Annotated in this window: 15 protein-coding genes; 9 read left to right on the top strand and 6 right to left on the bottom strand. The window is 61.0% G+C overall.

All coding sequences use genetic code 11. The features are described from left to right. Positions 1-229 precede the first annotated feature (229 nt). The 3 genes from ACYQ6J_RS09695 (at position 230) to ACYQ6J_RS09685 (ending at position 6770) form a co-directional block, all read left to right on the top strand. Entirely contained in the window at positions 230-2662 is a 2433-nt protein-coding gene (locus tag ACYQ6J_RS09695) for an MMPL family transporter (protein ID WP_460183979.1), read from the top strand. 207 nt (positions 2663-2869) lie between these two features. Further along, a complete protein-coding gene (locus ACYQ6J_RS09690; RefSeq protein WP_460183978.1) occupies positions 2870-3991 on the top strand; it encodes an SAM-dependent methyltransferase in 1122 nt (373 codons plus the stop codon). A 238-nt stretch (positions 3992-4229) separates the two neighbouring features. Then, positions 4230-6770 (top strand): hypothetical protein, encoded by a 2541-nt coding sequence (locus ACYQ6J_RS09685; protein WP_460183977.1) that lies wholly within the window; start codon positions 4230-4232, stop codon positions 6768-6770. Positions 6771-6802: 32 nt separating this feature from the next. Here ACYQ6J_RS09685 and ACYQ6J_RS09680 read toward each other — a convergent pair whose 3' ends face one another. From ACYQ6J_RS09680 to ACYQ6J_RS09655, 6 genes are all read right to left on the bottom strand, one after another. Then, entirely contained in the window at positions 6803-7384 is a 582-nt protein-coding gene (locus tag ACYQ6J_RS09680; protein WP_460183976.1) for a thioredoxin family protein, read from the bottom strand. A gap of 542 nt (positions 7385-7926) precedes the next feature. Then, positions 7927-9036 carry a saccharopine dehydrogenase family protein gene (locus ACYQ6J_RS09675; RefSeq protein ID WP_460183975.1) on the bottom strand — a complete coding sequence of 370 codons (1110 nt, stop codon included), beginning with the start codon at positions 9034-9036 and terminating at the stop codon, positions 7927-7929. A gap of 48 nt (positions 9037-9084) precedes the next feature. Continuing rightward, entirely contained in the window at positions 9085-10788 is a 1704-nt protein-coding gene (locus tag ACYQ6J_RS09670; RefSeq protein ID WP_460183974.1) for a vWA domain-containing protein, read from the bottom strand. After that, on the bottom strand, positions 10775-12196 hold the full coding sequence (locus ACYQ6J_RS09665) for a magnesium chelatase ATPase subunit I (protein WP_460183973.1): 1422 nt from the start codon (positions 12194-12196) through the stop codon (positions 10775-10777). Before ACYQ6J_RS09665 ends, ACYQ6J_RS09670 begins: the two co-directional genes overlap by 14 nt. 197 nt (positions 12197-12393) lie before the next feature. Beyond that, positions 12394-13047 carry a cyclase family protein gene (locus ACYQ6J_RS09660; protein ID WP_460183972.1) on the bottom strand — a complete coding sequence of 218 codons (654 nt, stop codon included), beginning with the start codon at positions 13045-13047 and terminating at the stop codon, positions 12394-12396. Between the two features lie 157 nt (positions 13048-13204). Beyond that, entirely contained in the window at positions 13205-14044 is an 840-nt protein-coding gene (locus tag ACYQ6J_RS09655) for a hypothetical protein (RefSeq protein WP_460183971.1), read from the bottom strand. Between the two features lie 403 nt (positions 14045-14447). On the opposite strand from ACYQ6J_RS09655, the gene gcvH reads away from it, so the two are divergent. From gcvH to ACYQ6J_RS09625, 6 genes are all read left to right on the top strand, one after another. Beyond that, positions 14448-14867, top strand: coding sequence for a glycine cleavage system protein GcvH (gcvH, locus tag ACYQ6J_RS09650; RefSeq protein ID WP_460183970.1), 420 nt, complete (start codon positions 14448-14450; stop codon positions 14865-14867). A 288-nt stretch (positions 14868-15155) separates the two neighbouring features. Continuing rightward, positions 15156-16538, top strand: a complete 1383-nt coding sequence (gene gcvPA / locus ACYQ6J_RS09645; protein ID WP_460183969.1) for an aminomethyl-transferring glycine dehydrogenase subunit GcvPA — start codon at positions 15156-15158, stop codon at positions 16536-16538. 60 nt (positions 16539-16598) lie between these two features. Beyond that, positions 16599-18065, top strand: coding sequence for an aminomethyl-transferring glycine dehydrogenase subunit GcvPB (gene gcvPB, locus ACYQ6J_RS09640; RefSeq protein ID WP_460183968.1), 1467 nt, complete (start codon positions 16599-16601; stop codon positions 18063-18065). Then, the gene (locus ACYQ6J_RS09635) at positions 18038-19003 is read left to right on the top strand and encodes a lipoate--protein ligase family protein (protein ID WP_460183967.1); all 966 of its coding nucleotides are present in this window, start codon (positions 18038-18040) and stop codon (positions 19001-19003) included. The genes gcvPB and ACYQ6J_RS09635 overlap by 28 nt, the downstream gene beginning before the upstream one ends. Continuing rightward, a complete protein-coding gene (locus ACYQ6J_RS09630) occupies positions 18970-19941 on the top strand; it encodes a DUF6920 family protein (RefSeq protein WP_460183966.1) in 972 nt (323 codons plus the stop codon). Before ACYQ6J_RS09635 ends, ACYQ6J_RS09630 begins: the two co-directional genes overlap by 34 nt. A 349-nt stretch (positions 19942-20290) precedes the next feature. After that, positions 20291-20917 carry a uracil-DNA glycosylase gene (locus ACYQ6J_RS09625; protein WP_460183965.1) on the top strand — a complete coding sequence of 209 codons (627 nt, stop codon included), beginning with the start codon at positions 20291-20293 and terminating at the stop codon, positions 20915-20917. Positions 20918-21110: the final 193 nt, after the last annotated feature.

Here is a 21110-nt window from a genome sequence, read left to right as displayed (position 1 = left end):
CGCGATGTAGTTGCTGAATCATGCGACGGGAAAACGCTGCGTTGCAGGCGGGGTAGTATAAGCAAAGAAAATCAACTGCGTGACCTTTGTCGTTGTCGCATTTCTTTGTCTTGGCGAACCTTAGAGATTTGATACCATAAGTGGAGAGGTCCGGTTGCGGTGCGATCGCGGACGCCGGGCGCGGCGACGCACTCCGAAAAACTTGCTTGAACATGGATCGGGTGACAACGTGTTAGATCGCTTCAGTCAGTTCGTAACACGGCGATGGTACCTGGTCTTCCTCGCGTGGGCGATTCTTTTCGCGATCCTGCGCCTGTCGGCCCCGAATTGGGACGACGTCGCTCGAGACGGCGATTTTGCGTACCTGCCCGATTCCGCGGCGAGCGTGCAGGGCGAAAAACTGCGGACCGCCGCTTTCGGCGAGGTGAATTCCAAGAGTGAAGTGGTGTTCGTGTTGGCGCGACGCGACGGGCCTCTGACTAAAGAGGATTTCGCGTTTGCCGACCGCGTGGTGGCGACGTATCAGCCCGCGGAGGGCGGCGATTCTCCAATCGTCAATATCGTCAGTCATCGTACGGAAGTGATCGGCAAGAAGCTGCTTAGTCCGGCGAGCGAGCACGGCCAAGCCCTTTTGATCATCGCTCAGATGAAGGGCGAGATCATGGCCGTCGAAAACATGAAGCCTTTGGCGGATATCTACGAGAAATTCGCCGCTTTGAAGAATGCGCCGGACCGACCCGCGGGATTGGAGTTGGGACTGACCGGTTCCGGTGCCGTTGGGACCGAAATGCTGTTCGCGGCGGAGGAGAGCATTCGCAACACGGAGTACGCCACGATCGGCTTGATCATTTTGATCTTGCTGCTGGTGTATCGCGCGCCGCTGCTGGCGGCGGTGCCTTTGATAGCCATCGCGGTGGCCGTCTTTACGGCCTTCGACGCCTTGGCGATTTTGGCCGGCATCAGCTATTCCACCAACGCCTTCGAGTTCGCGGTGTTCAAGACCACCAAGATTTTCGTGGTCGTCGTACTGTTCGGCAGCGGAACCGACTACTGCTTGTTCCTGATCGCGCGCTATAAGGAGGAATTGAGCAAGGGGTTGCAAACCACCGTTGCCGCGGGGAAGGCCTTGTTTCAGGTCAGTAACGCCCTGCTGGCTTCGGCTTTGACCACCATTTTGGGTTTGGGGATGATGGTCTTCTCCGACTTCGGGAAGTTCCGCAACGGCGGTCCGGCGATCGCGGTGGCCCTGGTGGTGGCTTTGCTCGCCTGCCTGACGCTCGCCCCGGCCATTCTGGCGCTATTGGGTCGCAAGGTCTTTTGGCCGTTCAAGATCGACTTGAGCGGCGACGAGGAGAGCGACGACATCCGTTTGGGACGCGGCACGACCGGCGGGCGGTTTCAGGGCTTTTGGAACGGCGTCGGCCGCGCGGTGACGACGCGGCCGGGTCTGATTTTTGTTGCCGCCGTACTCGTGATGGCACCCTTCGTTTGGTTCGCCCAAAACGTCCCGCTGACCTACGACCTGTTGAGCGAATTGGGACCGGATCGACTTTGCGTTCAGGGGACGGCCTTGCTGCGCGAGTATTTTCCGGCGGGTGAAACAGGGCCGGTGACCATCTTGGTCTATCAGCCGAACGCTGATTTCAATGAGGGACCGGATCGCTACGACCGCCTGCCGCGACTGGTCAAGGCCCTGTACGACATGGAGTATACCGACGAGAAGGGAGAGACGATCCGGCCCATTCAAAGCGTCCGCAGCCTGGTGGACCCCTTGGGGGATAGAAGCGGGCGATCGGGTATTTTCGGCGGCTTGCGGCGAGGCGTGATTAGCAGTCGCGCCAAGGCCATCTATGTGTCGCAGGAAGGGGAATATCGGGGCAAGGTCGCTCGCTTGGATGTGGTCTTTCCGTACGATCCGTTTTCCGTCGAGAGCATTCGGTTGCTCGACCACATGGAGCAATACCTCGCAGACATGGCTAAAGACCCCGATTCGCCGTGGTATCAGGCGGAGTTTTACTTCACGGGCACGCCGCCGGGGATACGCGACCTCCGCGCCGTGACCCTGAGCGACCAGAACTTGATCCAACAACTCGTACCGATCTCGGTGTTGTTCGTTTTGATTACCATTCTTCGACGCCCGCTGATCAGCATCTTCCTGGTCGTCTCGGTGGTGTGGGGGTATTTCGTCACACTGGGGATCACGCATCTGTTGTTCGCGTGGTTGTACCAAGGCACCTACCACGGGTTGGATTGGAAACTGCCTACCTTCCTTTTCGTGATCTTGGTGGCGGTCGGAGAAGACTACAACATCTATCTGGTCACCCGGGTGCTGGAAGAGCAGAAAAAGCTGGGATTCATGGAGGGCTTGAAGTCGGCCCTGAGGAAGACCGGCGGTATCATCACGAGTTGCGGTTTGATCATGGCCGGTACCTTCATCGCGATGATTAGCGGATCGCTCCGCACCATGCATCAATTGGGATTCGCGCTGGCGCTGGGCGTGCTATTGGATACCTTCGTCATCCGCACCATCTTGGTGCCCTCCTTCCTAGTGCTTTGGGGCCGGCTTTGGAAGATCACCGATCGCGGGCCTCAAGCCGTCCCTCCGCCGGTCGTTTCGCGCCGCGGACAGCGAACGCAATCGACGGTCGCCGTCGGCAAATAGCGGATCATCGTGACGCGAAGGCACTCTGCAAGACGGCGCCTGCTGCGCAGAGCATGAGCGGCGCCGCAGACCTGGGCGTCATCTGCGCGTCGATCGCGGGAAGGCGGAATCACTGAACCGGATGTACCGGCGGTCCAACCGTTCGACGCCGGCGATCAACCCGCGGCGTGCCTGGGCACAGGCGGGTCGGAAGCATATCCTGAAGCTATGACCGCTACGCCGCAATTCCTTTTCGCAACCTGTCAAATCGGGGCCGAGAACGCGCTCAAATCCGAGATTGCCGTACAGCACCCCGAGCTTCGTTCGGCCTTCGCGAGGCCGGGTTTCGTCACGTTCAAGTTCGTGGGCGACGCCTCGGCCGGACCGGGATTTCGACTACGTTCCACCTTTGCCCGAGCTTGGGGAGCCACTGTGGGAAAAGTGGATGCCGCCGCGCTGGGTCGCGAGACGGCATGCCGAGCGGTTTGGGAGTTGCTCGAATCGATACCGGTGACGCGTTTACATGTGTGGCCGCGGGCCGGGGTGTTGCCGGGTACGGAAGACTGCGATCTCCCTTGGCCGGATGAGGTAGCCGTTCTCCGCAAGGACTTGCTGGCTGCCTTCGCGTGCGTCGGGGACAAGACCGGCGCGAAGGCGTCGCTGGCAGAAACGGACGTCGCGAACGTCGGCGAATGGGTGGCGGATTGCATCTTGGTCGAACCGCAGTTGTGGTGGGTCGGTTACCATCGCGCGGAAGCGTTTCACGAGGGCTTTCCGGGCGGACGACCGCCGTTGTGTTTGCCGCCGCACGCGGTTTCCCGGGCGTGGCTCAAAATGGAGGAAGCCTTGCGATGGTCGCAACCGCCGTGTCCGGCGGGAACGGTTTGGGCCGAATTGGGGAGCGCGCCGGGCGGAGCGGCACAGGCCTTGCTGGAGCGGGGCTTCCACGTCCTGGGAGTGGATCCCGCCGAGATGCACCCTGACGTGTTGGCGCATCCCAACTTCACGCATCTGCGGCAGCGGACCAATCAGGCGTCGCGAAAGGAATTTCGCAAGGTTCGCTGGTTGGCCGCCGACCTGAACGTGGCCCCGAATTACACCCTGAGGGCGGTGGAATCGCTCGTCAAACATGGACAACTGAAGATCAAGGGGCTACTATTGACGCTCAAGTTGGTCGATTGGGCGCTTGCGGATCGACTTCCCGAGTGCTTGGCGCGGGTGCGATCGTGGGGATACAATCCCGTGCGTGCGAGGCAATTGTGGCATAATCGTCAAGAATTGTGCATTGCTGCGATTCGGGACGGTGGTTTGCGAAGAGATGTTCGGTCGCCGCGTCGTGCCCCGGCATAATCCTTCCAAACAGATGAAGCCGAAGTATCGCCACAATAGTAGACCGCCGCTCAATTGCTTTCCGAAGTAAATCAGGACCGCCTTCCGGGGACGATCTCGCACAACCCGTCCTCCGTGCCGTTCCCGCGGTGCGCGCGGGGCGTTGCCGCTGGAACAACCCGGTTAATCGGGCGATTCGTATTCGGCCCCCTCACGGGTATGGACATCCGTCGCTGATGGCACTTAGGAGTATTTCCGCATGAATACGTGGCGTCGTGCGTTGGTTTCGGCATCTTGCGGATTGGCGATTGTGGTTGCGGCGATTGCATCCGGGGCGCCCCGCTTCTCGATGGGGGGGGATTTTGGGACGACTCGGCTGCGAATTGATGGGATACCGCGGCTTTATCCCAGCACCCGCACCGAATTCATCCCCGACGCCTTTCAGGCGGACCGCGTTCCGCAGTCCACGCTTCTCGACGGCGGTTTGAATTGGGGATCTCAGGTCTCCGGCAACGGTAATCATTCCTCTGTCGTGGAACGTCTCGCGGAAGTTCGCACCACGGCGGTAACGGAGGGCGCTGCGGTTACGTCCTCCGACGAAGAATCGGAAGGGGATGCCGGTTCCGCTGGGAAAAAGGTGGATTCTAAAGAGGAATCCGAGTTGGAGTTGCCGGATCCCGGTGAAATGGAAGAGCATTCAGAAGCGGAGGAGGGAAACCAACCGCCCGCCGCTGCGGCGGAAGAGGGAGCCGAAAAGAGCGGAATGTCGCAACCGGGGCACACGGAAGAATCTGAAGAGGATTCCGCCGATTCCGATGCGATTGGAAATTCATTGGCGGCGGGGATAGCGCGACTGCTTCGCCCCGAGGTAGAGCAACAACTCGCTTCCCGCGGCGTCAATCGCCAATTCGAACAGTGGCGGAGTTATGCGGCCTCGCGATTGAACGCAACTGCGGGGCCCTACGGAGGTTCCGAGATCAACGGGCTGGCTCGGCTTTCGTGGTTCGATCAGTTGCTCAGGGACCCGCTGCGAGGTCCCGTGGAGGCCGAGGAGTTTACGCGAAAGCTTCATGCAGGATTCAGACTGGGAACTGCGGACGGCATGCGTGACGGTTTGCAAACGGCTCGTCCGAAGATGGATGTTTCGGCGACACCCGCGGTAGAGGATTGGGCCGCGCCATCCAACGGGCAAGATGCCCTTGAGATGGTCAAAGAGATTCTTCTTCGGGCGAACGCGGCGATGGCTCGAGCGGTCAAACCGCTGGAACAGGCCGAGTTGAGCGAGCTTTCCCGGAATTCATATTCCATTCTCACGACCGGCACTTCCGTGGGGCATACGATCAACAGTCGCGGCAGCGGCGTGCGGTTGTGCAGGCTGATCGGCAAGATGGATCGGGCAGCGCTATTCGATTTGGCCGAGACGTTGGCTCAAGCCGCCGATCCCGCCTTGCATGCCGCTCTTTCGAGTTACTCGGGCGACGGGAACTCGCCTGGTACCGTACCGGGCGCGGAGGGACCGGTGGTGTCCGTCGTGGAAACCGAGGCCGGGACCATCGTCGTGGGTGGAAAGGGAGGCAACGTCTACCGCCTCGATGAGATGAAAAAGGTAGCCGTGGTAATCGACTTGGGCGGCAACGATGTGTACGTGGAGGGGTCCGTCAACGTCGCGCGGCCGATTTTGATTGTGATCGACCTGGGCGGTGACGATCGATACCAGGGCACGCAACCCGGTATCCAAGGGGGGGCCGTAGTCGGAGGCAGCATCTTGGTCGATGTCGCCGGCAACGATGTCTATTCCGCGCGGGATATCGCGCAAGGCAGCGCCCTGGTGGGTGTGGGGATGCTTGTGGATTTGGCGGGAAACGATCGATACGTCGGTTTCCGCCGCGTACAAGGGCAGGCCTTGGGCGGAGTGGGATTGCTCATCGACCGCGAAGGAAAGGACGACTATCGAGCGGCCATGTGGGGGCAGGGAATGGCCGGACCGTGGGGTTTTGCGGCTTTGGAGGATGCGGCGGGAGACGACCACTATTACATTGGCGGAAACTTCTACGATTCCTATCCGGAAACGCCCGGCTATGACGGCTGGGGGCAAGGCGTCGGGGCGGGAATTCGCGGCGTCGCCAACGGCGGAATCGGCGTGATTCTGGAAGGCGCGGGCGACGACGAGTACGAATTCGACTATTTTGCCCAAGGAGGCGGCTATTGGCTGGGCATGGGCTTTGCCCGCGACTTCGCCGGAAACGATAAGCGACTGGGGGCTACCCGTAATGCCTACAACGGTTCGGCACGAACCCAACAGCGCTTTCAGCGATTCGGCAACGGTTGGGCCTGCCATTATGCGGTCGGATTTCTCATCGACGATGCCGGCGACGACAGCTACGACGGAACCATCATGGGCACGGGGTTCGGGTGGGATTTGTCGGCCGGATTTCTCATCGAACTCGATGGGAACGATCAATACCTGGCGACCGTCGGGGGCGTGCAAGGTCAAGGAGCCCAAGCGTCACTTGGCGTTCTGTACGACTTCGCGGGTGAGGATGTTTACAAGGGGACCAGCCAAGGCTACGCCTCCGGCAGCATTAGCTATCACCCCTTTCCCACCTGCGGTGGAAACTTCAGTTTCGTCGTCGACTACGGCGGCACGGACCAATACGGTTGCCGGGCGCAGAATAACGCCGTGAGCCGTCGCGGTTCTTCCGGCGGGTTTATCGTGGATCGACCCAAGAAGGAAGAACTCGAAGCGATGCAGGCTTCCATGGAAAAGGCGAACGCGGGCGAGACTTCCGCCACGCGTTGACCTTGGATTAGTCGGGACGAAGAGCCGGGGGGTCAACCGGCAAAGTACTCCGGTTCGTGGCCGGGCTTCCACTTGATGTTGCAGCCCAGGCTGGGTTTTTGCTCCGCTGGGACCGGTTTGCCCGCAAGCACGGCCTCGACCGCCGCGGTCAAATCTTTGCCGGTGACGGGCAATCCGTTGCTGGGGCGACTGTCGTCCAGTTGTCCTCGATAAACCAGCTTGCGATCGGCGTCGAAGAGAAAGAAGTCCGGCGTGCAGGCCGCCCGGTACGCCTTGGCCGTCTCCTGAGTTTCGTCGTACAGGTACGGGAATGCGTAGCCACGTGCGGCGACTTCTTCCTTCATTTTTTCCGGTGAATCCTCGGGGTAGGCCGTGGCGTCGTTCGAATTGATTCCCACCACGGCAACGCCTTTGGCGATGTACTCCTTGGTGATACGAGCCAAGTTGTCGGCGATGTGCTTGACGTAGGGACAGTGGTTGCAGAGAAAGATCACGAGCAAGGCTTTCGCACCGTCGAAGTCGGCGAGCCGAACGATCTTGCCGTTGGTATCCGGCAACGCGAAATCCGGTGCCTTGGTGCCTAAAGGAAGCATGGTGCTGGCGGTACGAACCATCGGGAAACTCCTATTCAAAAGTTGCGTTCGCGAAAAGTCTTTCTGAACGATCGGTTGCGCTTGAGCGGCAATCTCCGATCCTCTCCATTACCCGCGACACCGCAGCGGCGTCGCGTCTTTCCCGGACTGGTTCCATTCTAGAAATCGCATCCATGCGAGAGAAGTCCGCGACCTCCATCGCAGGCAATGACAACAGGTTGCATCGTCCGTCGCCTAGCGTGCGTTGCGTCGGCGCCTACCCGCTTGGATTGAGATCTTCGCGTCGCGATTAGGCGGCATCGTATGCCGTGGTGCGAAGAATGAAAGCGGATGCATCGCCGGCGGGAAGCGATGTCGGTCTTGTTCCGTCAAGATGTGTCAAGATTGGACACTCCGTAGGACGATACTATAGCCGACAAGCGTTTCGCTAAATGGCATTGAGGAGTGACGGCCGAACACGGTCGCGAAATCATTATAGCCTTGACGACGACACCTAACGTGCCCAGGGGGGAAGCAGCCCGGCTCGCGAACAGGCGTGTCGGGCTGCTCTATTTGGGGTCGCTTCAAACGGGCACCACCACGCCGTCGAAAACTTCGACACCGGGCATGGAGTCGATGAAATCCGACCCGAAGGCGCGTGCCGGCGTCGTGAAGCCGGGCGGCAGCGGTTCCGCTAGAATACGATCCACGGAAGCCAGCGCCGTCGATACCGTGAGGGTGTAACCATCCGGCGTGATGATCGAGGCGGTGGCGGTGTCGCCTGCCTCGTTTCGCACTTCTCCCCAAAACTCACTCCTGTAGCCGTTCAACGAATCACGGTCCGTGCCGGATGGTGGTTCAGAGTTCGTACCCGGCGGCGTCCGGCTCAGGAGATTGCGGATGGCGGTTTCGACCATCGGGTTGGAGGGCATCACTTTTCCAAGTGAGAGCAGGGGCGCCGCCCAGCGCATCACCTTCAAGGTCTTGGGCGGCATGGCCAAGTAAACCTCGATGTTGGGGATTCCGGTCGTGTACCAAGCGGTGGCGACATCGCCCCAAGGTATGGTGACCGCCTTATGCGATCCCAAGGGAAAGGGGATCTCGCGGATTCGGTAGGCGAGCGGCACGCGTTTCAATTGGCCGTCGCGACGGATCCTCCCGCCCTTGGGCAAGATTTCCCAAACGGTGCGGGCCGTACCGATGCTGACCGTCCCGATTCCCGTCAAGGCCAAGGCCAAGTGCGTGGGCCGCTCGATTCGGCCGGCGAGCTTGGCGGCGAGGCAGTCGCTTGGGACGACGTCGAAGCCGACCCCCGGCAGCAAGGTCACTCCTCGCTCTCTCGCTTCGACGTCCAGGGAGGCCGCAAGCTCGAAGACGTCGATCTCTCCCGTGATGTCCAAATAGTGCGTATGGGCCTTGAGGCAGGCCTCCATCATGGGGAGCGCGGTCCGAGAGAACGGGCCGGCGCAATTCAGAACCAGACGCAATCCCGCCAAGGCGGCGGCCAAATCGTCCGGAGAATCCAGCGAGAAAACGCGGTAAGGACAGTTCAGCGACTCGGCCAACGCGACGACCGCCTCACGGTTGCGTCCGGCCACAATGGGGCGATGTCCCTGGGCAACGGCTTCCTCGGCAATGCGGCGACCGGTAAAGCCGTTCGCCCCGTAGATCATCCAGCGCATACCTTCTCTCACTCGTGTCCTTCTTTCCTAGTTGCCGTTTTCGGGGATGCGGGGACAGGGTTATGCGACAATATCACGCCTTCTTTGAAGATAATCCCAGACGACGTAACGGTCGAGGTCCTTGCCCGCCGTGAAGAAGACACGGCCCCGGGCGGACTCCGCCAGACGGTAGGCGAATTGCACGTCTTCCCGCGTTTGGCTCCAACCCGCCAGCAGAAAGATGTTGATGGTGATGCCGGCGCGGCGGCAGAGCAGCGCCTCTCGAAGCGTTGCTTCCTCCGTGCGTTCGTGGGGCGGGTAAAGCAGATACAAGTATCGCCCTTCGAAATGGGCCGTCGGCAGACCGTCCGTAATCAGGATCACCTGGCGATTCGGCGTGTCTTGAACTTCCAACAATTGCCGGGCCAGTTGCAGCCCGCGCTGAATGTTGGTGAAGTGCCAGGGGACATCCATTTCGGTGATTCGCGGGTCGCTCATATCGGCGCGGAGCCGAATTACGGGATCGTACAACGTCACCGATTTGGGCATCAATTGCGTGATTTCGGAGGGATGGACCCGGCGGGCGAAACTGTAGATTTCGATGAAGTCGAGGTAGTCGCCCGGGTATTCCTTGCGAATCAATCCTTCCAGCGCCAAGGCCATCCTCTTCACATCGACGTACAGACCGCCGTAACGCATCGAACCGCTCATGTCCATCAGAACGGTCGTGGCGCACTTGGGGTTGTTTCGCGTACGGTGGATCAGGATATCGTCCTGCCGCAGATCGACGGGGATGCGCGGGCCGCCGCGAATCAAGGCGTTCACGAAGGTACCGGCGATATCCATGTGGGCGGGAGAATCGCCGAACTCGTAGGGGCGGGTTTGCGGCAACTCGACATTGCCCTCCCCCTGAATCGGGCCTTGGTGTCGCCCCGATCGGGCCGCCTGTAAGCAACTGAAAATCCGTTCCAGGAGTCGGCCTTGAAACAACCGTTGAGCTTTGGGGGTCAGTTGATAACCGCCCTTGCCGCGTTCCAGCCCCTGACGTTCGGCCAGTTCCCGAATCAGATCCTGGATTTGCCGCATGAATCCGCGCAGTTTGCCCACGTCTTCTTCGCCCACGAAACGCTCGAGGGCCTCCATGTCGATGACCCCGATCCGGGCATTCTTGCGGGCCTCCTCCAGTTGCGCGAGCAGACGATCGATCGATTCCAATATCTCCTTGATTTCCAGGGCTTGGGGAACGGTCATCCGCTGCCTGCCCGTGAACGTGTATTTGGCGGCCAATTCGTCGATCAGATATTTGTCGCCCAGTCGTTGCGACAAGCGGAGTATTTGCCGTGCGAAGTTGCTCTTTTCGTCGTCGCACAGGTACCAAAGACGCTCCAAATCGATGAGCTGTTCCTCGCGGAATGCCCGCTCAAACCGCTTGCGGAGCCCCTCGGGAGGTTGGAGGCTTTCTCCCAGCTTGCGATAGGCCTGCGCCGCCTCCGCCCGCACGCCGTCGGTTTCGTACGTGGCCAGGATTTTGGCCTTTTTCTGTTTCAGCATTTCGATGATGGAGTCGAGGGACGGACCGAGTCCCGCGATCATCGAAGGGTCGAGCTTGACGGCGCGAGCGAGTTCCTCCTCGCTCAGGTCCCGCAGGCTGCCGAAAGCCAGCATGTGCTCCATAACCGGGGACACCAAGTCCGGCATCGGTTGGGTCGGACTGGGAAAGCGGACGGGGTTGTACTTTTGATAGACGTGAACGACCCCGCCGGGCCGACGCTCAGGAGATCTCATAAGTCACTTTTCCCCGGTACTCGGCGCGGGAGATTCGGTCCGTCACGTACAGGCCGGCCAATACGAACTCCACGCACGAGGCGCGGACCGCCGGATCGGTGGACACGTTGATCTCGAAGGCCTTTTCCCAGGCCGGCGGCACGCGCTTCAAACGTTCCGCATAGGCCGATGACGGCAGCATGTCGCCGACCTCGATCTTCGTACCGCGGCCGAATACCTCGGCGATCTCCGCCAATCCGTGCTCATCCACGTACTCTTGAAACACGTCGCGGATCGCTTCGGCGATGATGGCGTCGAGGACTTGCTTTTCCGTCATCTGGTGTCCGGCCATCAAGTCCAACTCCAGTTTGCCCAACGCGGAGGAGGAAAGATGTGCCAGGTCGCTGATTCGCGGGACGGCGGGCTTTTCTCCCAACACCACGCCGCGCCGTCGCGCGGAGGCTATCATCGTGCGGTAGTTGGCAATGCTCAACCGCGCGCTCACGCCCGACTGGTGGTCGACGTACTTCGAGCGTCGCGCCGCCATGCTGATTTGCTCGATGATTTCCTTCATGAAATAGGGGACGACCACCGGATACTCGCCGTCCAGGGGGATGTCGGCCTCTTGTTCCGTAATCATGACCGCGGAGTGGCGATCCAGCGGGTAGTGCGTGTGGATCACCGAACCGATGCGATCCTTGAGCTGCGGGATGACCTTTCCGCTGCGGTTGTAGGTGGCGGGGTTGGCCGAGAAAAGAATGAGGAGATCCAAGTCGAATCGTACGGGATAGCCGCGGATTTGCACGTCGCGTTCTTCGAGGATGTTGAACAGACCCACCTGGACCAATTCATCCAGTTCCGGGAGTTCGTTCATGGCGAAGATGCCGCGGTGCATTCGCGGAATCAGGCCGAAGAATAGGGCTTCCTCCGCGGAAAGGCTCACGCCACCCGCCAAACGCGCCGGGTCGATTTCACCGATGATGTCCGCGAACTTGGTGCCGGGGGCCAATCGTTCGGCGTAGCGTTGATCTCGGGGCCACCATGCGATCGGTACTTTGTCGTCCGGCGTTTCGGCGAGAAATTGCTTCCCCTTGACCGTGATCGGGCGATACGGGTCCTCGTGGACGGGGACGTCCGGGATGTCCAGGTAGGGGATTTCTTCGTCCAAAAAGCGAGCCAAAAGGCGCATCAAACGACTCTTGGCCTGACCCTTCTCTCCTAAGAACAGCATGTCGTGGCCGGCCAGGATGGCCAGGCTGATTTCGGGGATGACGGTGTCGTCGTAACCCACGATGCCGGGAAACAGGTCGTCGCCTTCGGCCAGCGCCCGGACGAAATTGTCCCGCAATTCCTGTTTGACGCTTTTCGATTTCCAACCGCTTTCTCGCAGTTCCTTGAGGGTTCGCGGTTTGACCGCCGCTAGGGGCATAAGGCCGCTCCGTATTTGCTCATGAATCACCGCCCCGGATCGACACGCCGAGCGAGGTCGGCCGCGTGAACTCCGACGCCGAATCGTTCGTTTTCATTCTAGCGCGGGGCGTGAACCGGCCAAGGGTCCGATGAACGGAAGCGGAGGCCGGTCGGGCGCGGAAGCGATGCGCCGATACGGGGCGAAAGCCGTCTTCTTCAATCCGGCACCACACCCACGGCGCGAATCGGCGAACCGTCCAAGCCGATGAAATTGAGCGGAAAGCCGATGAAGATGAACTCGCGCGGCAATTCGTGGAGATTGGTCAAGGCCTCGACGATCACGATCTCGGCGCCCGGACCCAGCAGCGTATGGTGGCACTCCCTTCCGGCGATCTTGCTAGGGGTGGGCATGTCCATGCCCAAAAGGGCGATACGCCTGGCGGCGATCCATTGTGCGGCGTCCGCCGTCAGTGAGGGGAGGTCCGTGAAATACTCGGGTCGGCCGAAGTGGGAATACCACCCCGTCCGCAGTATCACCCGCCCGCCGGGTGTGAAGGCCGATTCGTGTCGAGACAACATCTCGGGCGAGATCGTCGCCTTGGCGGGAAGCTCCGCTCCCGGCGCGAGATCCACCAAGACGGCAGGTCCGTAGAACGCATGCAGGGGGATTTGGTCGAGCGGTCGGCCTCCCTCGATAAAGTGCCACGGGGCATCCAAATGCGTGCCCTGGTGGGTGCCGATGGAAATCACCGAGACATTGCACGCGCCCGCTGCAAGCGTGCGATAAGGTTGGATTCGCAGCGGGGGATCGTTCGGGTAGCTGGGGCCGCCGTCCCGCAACGGCAGCGATAGATCGATGAGTCGCGGCATGTTTTGTTCCTTGGCTGATCTGAGGCTGATTTGAGCGTGCGCGGTCGCGAAGACCGGTCGCACTCCTTGGACACTTCTCGGCCACGCGCCCCGACCACGTGAAGCTACGCTGATTCTACGGGAGTTCCGGGTTATGAATCGGGGATTCCACCAGTGATTATTGACGGGTGATGCGAAATCGGGAAAGATCGAACCCCACTCGATAGCGCCGCGGATCGGTGCCGAGCCCGTGAGACTCAGGTTCGGAGGGCGTTGCGCCCGGTGCTTTGTCGAAGCGGGTAACGCCGACGACGACCTCGGTGTCGGGACCGGAGCGATTGACCGCAACTCCCGCCGCGACGTAGCATCGCACGCGTTTTTCCCGCAATTCGGAAACGGCACGGGCCAATTCCAAGGAAGCCGAATACGCTTGCCGCTGCGCGTGGAGGACTGCGAAATACAACATGCGCAGCGATTGCGGGACGTTTTCTTGGACGTAAGCCGCGGCGTCGTCGGGGATGGTCGACAAGGAATTCGCGATCTCCGCGAAGGCCGGCATGGAGTGATTGCCGCCGACTGCCGCCGTCAACGCCCCGCAGCAGGACGAGGGCCGGCCGAACCGCAAGAATTGCCCGAACACCGGACCGTCTGCTGTTTCCAGCAATCCTACGTGCGCGTTAACCTTCACGACGTAGGTCTGGAGTCCGTCCGGGGCCGAGTGCTCCGCTTCTGCTGCCGCAAAGTGATCTACCATCACGCCGCAAGCGCCCGCCTCGTAGCGTGATCCGAGATTAACGGAGCGGAATGCCGCCTTCTGACCTGTTTTCAGGGAAGGGAGCAGGCGTTCCACGAAATCCCGCTGAAAGGCCGCCGCCGTTTCCCATTCGGCCTCGTCCGAGCACGTGACGTGGAGTGCCCCGACTACCGCGGGACGGTCACGTTCCACGGTTCGCCGTAATGCGGAGGTTGCGGTGTGCAGTTCGCTTTCCAATCCGATCAGCGCGAGCAACTCTTCCATCGTTTTTCCTTGATGGGGATGTCGAAGGGGTGGAATGACCGATTGCCGAGATCTCTTCTCAGTTCGCGAATGGGTCCGAGCGACGAGCATTTCCCTTGACGGACTGTAATCGAGGCGCCGCTGGCCGGATGTATTTTTGCGATGTCGCACGTTCCCGGCAAGCAAGGATTATGGTAGGTTTCGAGCCAATCTTTGATTGGAGTCTAGCTGTTCCCGCGCGGCAGGCACCGATAAAATAAACTCTCTCGGCGGTGCCGGCGGACGATGCGACGAATTACCGCCGGGCGGCGGGGACAAACCAAGTTTGCGACGCACGTGCCGGCGGTGTCGTGTTGGCGGTAGGTCGCGATCGTTTCCGACGGATACTATCGGATCCGTCTTTTTCCTGGTTTTCGAGTTGGGGGTGAGCGACGTGCAGTTATCGGGTTACAAGTTTACCTCAACGCACGAGTGGGTGAAGGTCGCGCCGGGAGATCAAGGCGAGTCGATCGCCACCGTAGGCATCACGGATCATGCCGTGCAGGCGCTCGCGGATTTGGTTTTCATCGAATTGCCGCCCGTCGGAAAGGAACTCAAGGCGGGAGAACCGTTCGGTCAAATCGAATCCGTCAAGGCGGTCAGCGACCTGTACACGCCCGTCTCCGGGACCGTCATCGAGGCCAACACAGCGCTTGCCGAACGCTTGGAGGCCCTGCCGGACGACCCCTATCAGGCCGGGTGGATGATACGTGTTCGGTTGAGTCAACCGCAGGAATTGGAAAAATTGCTGGATCAGGCGGCTTACGAGAAATTGTGTGCCGACGAGGCCGAGGCCGGTCATTGAGGGACGCCGGGTTCGCCGGGCGAGAATTCGGCGTGCATGCCGAGCGATCCTCAACGTCCGCGGGCTTTTGCACACTTTGGCGAAAGCCGTTTGTTTCATGAACTGTTCAATGCCCACCCGTTTGTCTCAGGGCGACGGTCGATGGAATCCGATGCGGCCTGTCCCTCGGTGTCTTTTCAGTTCGGCGGTCGCCCGGTGTTGCCTCCTTCCGTTCGGCCATGAGATCAAGGGCCGGTTTATGACGGTCGCGGCTTCGATTCCGGCGCAGCTTTTTTAGGGTGACGCGAAATGGCATATTTGCCGCAGAGTGAAGACGATATCAAGCGAATGCTGGAGGCCGTGGGCATTGCTTCGGTCGATGATTTGTTTGCCCACATCCCGCCGGAGATTCGGTTTAAGGGCCGGCTGAATCTGCCGCCCGCCTTAAGTGAGGCCGCTCTCCAGCAGCACACGGAAAACTTGGCGGCCCGCAATACGGGCAGCGACCGTGCCGTCTCGTTTTTGGGCGGCGGTTGCTACGACCATTTCGTCCCCGCAGTTGTGGACTTTGTGGCCTCGCGAAGCGAGTTCTATACGTCGTACACGCCGTATCAACCGGAGGTGAGTCAGGGAAATCTTCAGTCTCTGTTCGAGTATCAGACCTTGGTGACTCAGCTTTTCGGCATGGATGCTTCGAATGCCGGCCTGTACGACGGGGCGACGGCGACCGCTGAGGCCGTGCTAATGGCGATCGCCGCCCAGTCCGGCCGGCGCAAGGTCTTAATTCCGGAGAGCTTGCATCCCGAGTACAGGCAGGTTCTGCAAACCTACGCGGCCAACGTGGACGTCGCCTTGTCCCTTCTGCCGACGCCGCGCGGACGGATGGAGCCTGAATCCCTCGCGAAACACCTCGACGCCAAGACGGCTTGCGTCGTCATCCAGCAGCCCAATTTCTTCGGATGCGTGGAACCGCTCGATCGCCTGATTCGGGCTGCTCATGAAGCGGGTGCGCTGGCGGTGGTGGTCGCGGATCCCATCAGCATGGGCATACTCAAGCGACCCGGCGACCTTGGCGCCGACTTGGTAGCCGCGGAAGGACAATCGCTAGGGATTCCGCAACAGTGGGGCGGGCCGTTTCTGGGCATCCTGGCCTGCCGAGAAAGATTCCTGCGGCGAATGCCGGGCCGAATCGCCGGCCAAACAGAGGACCGCAACGGGAAACGATGTTGGGTCCTGACGCTTCAGACGCGCGAGCAGCACATCCGTCGGGAAAAGGCCACGAGCAATATCTGCACCAATCAGCATTTGATGGCCGTTCGGGCCGCGGTTTATCTGGCCCTGATCGGTCCGCACGGCCTCCGAAAAGCGGCGCATCTGTGCCTCAATAAAGCGCACTATGCGGCCAAGGCGTGGACGGAGGGAACCAGTCTAAGGATGGCCTTCGACGCGCCGTTTTTCAAGGAATTCGTACTGCGAGCCGAAAACGCGACGGAGGCGGCGCGCTTGCAGGAACGCGCCTTGGAGGCGGGATTCTTCGCCGGCGTAGCGTTGGGGTCTTGGTATCCCGACCTGCAAGACGCCATCCTCTTTGCGGTGACGGAACAGCGGACACGCGAGCAGATCGACACGCTGGCTCACTGTTTCGCTTGCGGTCGGCAACGATCCGCCGCGCTCCAGCATGCAGTCCGGTGACGCGACGATGGCCCAAATCTCGCCGTGGCGGCGAGTTGAATAAAAGGAAATCGAGCGGAAATGAAGAATCGTCAAGCGACGCAATTGCTGTTCGAAATGTCCAAGCCGGGAACGGCGGAGGAGATTTTTCCTGAGTGCGACGTCCCGTCGGAGTCGCTTGAATCGTTGCTTCCCGCCGAACTTCTGGCCGCGGAACCGCCGCCGCTGCCGGAGCTTGCCGAACCGGAAGTGATACGGCACTTCGTGAACTTGTCCCAGCGGAATATGTCGGTCGATACGCATTTCTATCCGCTGGGCTCGTGCACCATGAAGTACAATCCCAAGCGGAACGATCGCGTCGCCGGGTTGCCGGGCTTCGTGAATCTGCATCCATATCAACCCGAGGGCGCGGTGCAGGGACTGCTGGAGTGCCTGCACACCCTGGAAGGAATGTTGGCGGAAATCGCGGGCATGGACGCCGTCACGTTGCAGCCCGCGGCGGGAGCCCAGGGGGAACTGACGGCCCTGTTGATGGCGGCGGCCTACTTTCGCGACCGCGGCGAACACCGCACCAACGTACTGATCCCGGATGCCGCGCACGGAACGAATCCGGCCAGCGCGGCCATGGCCGGATTCCACGCCGTCGAAGTCCGCAGCGACGGTCGCGGCATGGTCGATTTAGAGGACTTGGCCTCCAAGTTGGACGCCCGTACGGCGGTTTTCATGATCACCAATCCCAATACCCTGGGACTGTTCGATGTGAACATAGCCCGCGTGGCGGATATGGTCCATGCGGCAGGGGGACTGGTGTATTTGGACGGCGCCAACATGAACGCGGTGCTGGGCATCGTGCGTCCGGGCGATTGCGGCGCCGATATGATGCACTTCAATCCGCACAAGACCTTTAGCGGGCCGCACGGCGGGGGAGGTCCCGGCGCCGGACCCGTGGCGGTGAAGAAGCATTTGGCCGATTTCCTGCCCGTACCGCGAATCTTGTCCCGGCAGGGAGGATTCCGTCTGAACTACGACTGTCCCAAATCCATCGGCAGAGTCCGCAGTTTCTACGGAAACATCGGCGTACTGCTGCGGGCATACGCCTACATTCGAACGCAGGGAGCGGAAGGGTTGCGGCGCGTCAGCGAACGAGCGGTTCTCAACGCCAATTATTTGCTGCAACGGGTGCGACACATCTTGCCGGTGCCGCACGGTGCCCGATGCATGCACGAGTTCGTGGCCTCGGCCATGAAGCTCAAGGCGACTCGCAACATTTCGGCCATGGATCTGGCGAAAAGACTGTTGGATTACGGGTTCCACGCTCCCACCGTGTATTTCCCCTTGATCGTCCGCGACGCCCTGATGGTGGAACCTACGGAGACGGAAACCAGGGAAACGTTGGACGCTTTCGCGGAAGCCCTGTTTCGTATCACGGAGGAACCGGAAGAGTTGCTCCATGAAGCGCCGCACACGACTCCCATCAGTCGTCCCGACGAGGTCCGAGCGGCCCGAAACCCGATTCTCAAATGGACGCCCAATACCGACTCCGCCTGATAGTCGACCCGCCGCGCGAGGGTCCGTGGAACATGGCCGCCGACGAGTGGTTGCTGCACGCGACGTCGGAGACGGGCGGAGGCTGCCTGCGTCTCTATCGCTGGGAACCTGCGACGCTGTCGCTGGGATATTTCCAGTCCGCCGAGGAATTGTCGGCGCACCCGCTCGGCAAAGCTCTGCCGGTTGTGCGACGGTTGAGCGGCGGCGGAGCGATTGTGCATCATCATGAGTGGACCTACGCCTTGACGCTCCCGATCGAGCATCCGCTTGCACAGGATCGGTTGGCGCTGTACGGGGGCGTTCACCGGACGTTGGTGAAGTTGCTGACGAACCTGGGACTCTCCGCCCGCATCTTCCAATCCCAAGATTCCCAATCGGAAGGGGCGGCTTGCGGCAGCCTTGCCGAAGAACCGAGGGAAAGGCCGGATGGCCGGGGAACGGCCCCGGCGTCGTCGGGCGATCGGGGCGTCGGGCGGACGCGCGGCAAGTGCCCCTTCTTGTGCTTCCTGCGGCGTTCTCCCGGCGATATCCTGGTAAAATCAGCGGACGGTGCTTTCGAGACCAAGATCGTGGGCAGCGCACAGCGCCGGGAACGCGGTGCCGTGCTGCAACACGGGAGCATCTTGTTCGCTCAATCGCCCTTCACTCCGGAATTGCCGGGTTTGCGCGAATTGTGTGTCAACGGACGGGATGGGACGCCGGCGGGCATGAAAGCGAATCCCGGGGCGGGAACTCCGCAGGGCGCGCCGGCGGCGGAATTGCTCGTCCATTGGGAGCGGGACTTTCCGGGGCAATGGGTGCCGCTGCTGGAGGAAGGCCTCGGTTGCCGATGGGAGCCGATTGATTGGTCGCGCGACGAAGTAGCCGCGATCGACGGGGTGAAGTCGAAATACGAAGATGCGGCATGGAACCGACATCGGCGGCGGAAGACGTCGTGATCCCGTCACGGTCCCGGCATCTGTCGTTCCCGGATCGTTTCGGCCCCGGTAATAGCGGGCAACGGAAAGGGCGGTCGATGTTCTATCTTGCCGTGGGCGCTGCGGTACTGGTTCTGTTCGCCGCCGTCATCGGAGGCGTTCACCTTATCGGGCTGTATCGCTGGAAGGCTTTCACCGATCGCATTCACGCGAGGATGACGGCGTACGATGTGGGAACGACGCCCGCGTTTCCGAGCGACATAACCCGAAACCGATTGCCGCCGCCGGTGCAGCGATACCTGAATCGCGTGCTTGGAAAGCAGGACCGCATGATTCTCCGATTGCGGATGCGGCAGACGGGCACCTTCAATATGAGCGAATCCGGTGAAAAGTGGCGTCCGTTTTCCGCCGATCAATGGGTGATCGTGGCGGGGCCTGCCTTCGACTGGAACGCCTGCATTCAGGCGGCGCCTTGGGTTCCCGTGCGAGTTCACGACGCTTACTTCGGCGGAGAAGGAATGCTCTCGGCCGCGGTCTTCGGCGTGTTTCGGGTCGTTCATGTGAACGACGATGATAAGGTGGCATGCGGGGAGCTGCTGCGGTTCTTGGCCGAGTCGCCGTGGTATCCCACGGTGCTGCTTCCCGGCGGCGGCGTCGAGTGGCGAGAGATCGACGATCATGCCGCCGAAGCCTCCCTGACGCACGGCAAACATACGGTTCGCATGACGTTCGCATTCAACGCGGACGATCTTGTGTCCGAGGTACGAGCGGAATCGCGGGATCGGTTGGTATCGGGTCGTGTGGAAGGCTCGCCCTGGAAGGGGCGATTTTGGGACTATCGGGAACACCACGGCATCACGGTCCCCACGGCGGGCGAAGTGGCTTGGGTGCTGCCCGACGGCGAACATCCGTATTGGCGAGGCCGCTTGGAGGCTGTGGAATTCGATTTCGCCCCGTGACGGTGACGTCAACGATCGGCCAAATCAGAGATTGGGCGGCAATGGCTGATGTTGCCGATCAGGGGCGACTCAAACGGGAACGACCGGATTCGGCACGAGGTTCCTCATGTCGGCGGAAGATGCGAAACGCGTGTTGCTGCGAAGGATGGAGTCTTTGTACGCCGCCGGTGTGCGAATTTGGCCGCGGCCGACGATTGCGGATTCGGTGTGTTCTCAAGGGTGCGACCGTGCCGCTACGTCTGTTGAGAAATCGGTCGCAACGGAGACGTTGGAGGCTCCCGCTTCTCTAGCGCCGGGCGGAAACCGAGTGGACCAAGCAGCGGAGGGGGGCGCGTCGTCCCCGGTTGACATGCCGAAAACAAAGGCCGATCACGAGGCGGCGCAAGAGGCGCGGACGCGCGAGGACTTGTTGAAGGAATTGGCGCAGCAAGTCGCAGCCTGCCGAAAGTGTCCTGAACTCGTAAATTACCGTACGCAGACCGTCTTCGGCGTGGGCAACCCGTATGCGGAGTTGGTTTTTATCGGCGAAGCGCCTGGGGCCGACGAAGACAGGCAGGGCGAACCGTTCGTGGGTCGCGCCGGGCAATTGCTGACCGACATGATCACTCGCGGCATGGGCATGCAGCGCAAGGACGTGTACATCTGCAATATCCTGCGCTGTCGTCCGCCGGACAATCGCACACCCACCGCCGAGGAAGCCGCCCATTGCCGCCCTTGGCTGGACGCCACGTTGTCGGTGATTCAACCGCAGTTCATTTGCTGCCTGGGTGCGACCGCCGCCAAATACCTCCTGCAAACGGAGCAACCGATCGGACGCCTGCGGGGCAAGGTTTGGGAGTACGGTTCGGCCAAAGTCGTGTGCACCTATCATCCCGCCTATTTATTGCGTTCTCCCAATATGAAGAAGGAGGCGTGGGAGGATATCAAGCTCCTGCTCCGCTTGATGGGTCGCCCCGTTCCCGGACGGTCGTCTTAGCGCCGCACGGGCTTCTCGTTTCAAACGGCGCTCCACGGTTGCGTAGTCGCGATCGTGCCCCGATAATCATCGGCGGCAGGTACCGAGCGAGGGCTGAAGTTGCCACGGTTCGGTCGGGGCCAAAACCGGCATTCTTCACCGGATGGCGGTCGGAATGCTCGCGGGCGGGTGAGGCTCGAATTCACACCCTCGG

This window comes from Thermopirellula anaerolimosa (assembly GCF_054657335.1).
This window is presented reverse-complemented; position numbering and strand designations above follow the sequence as displayed.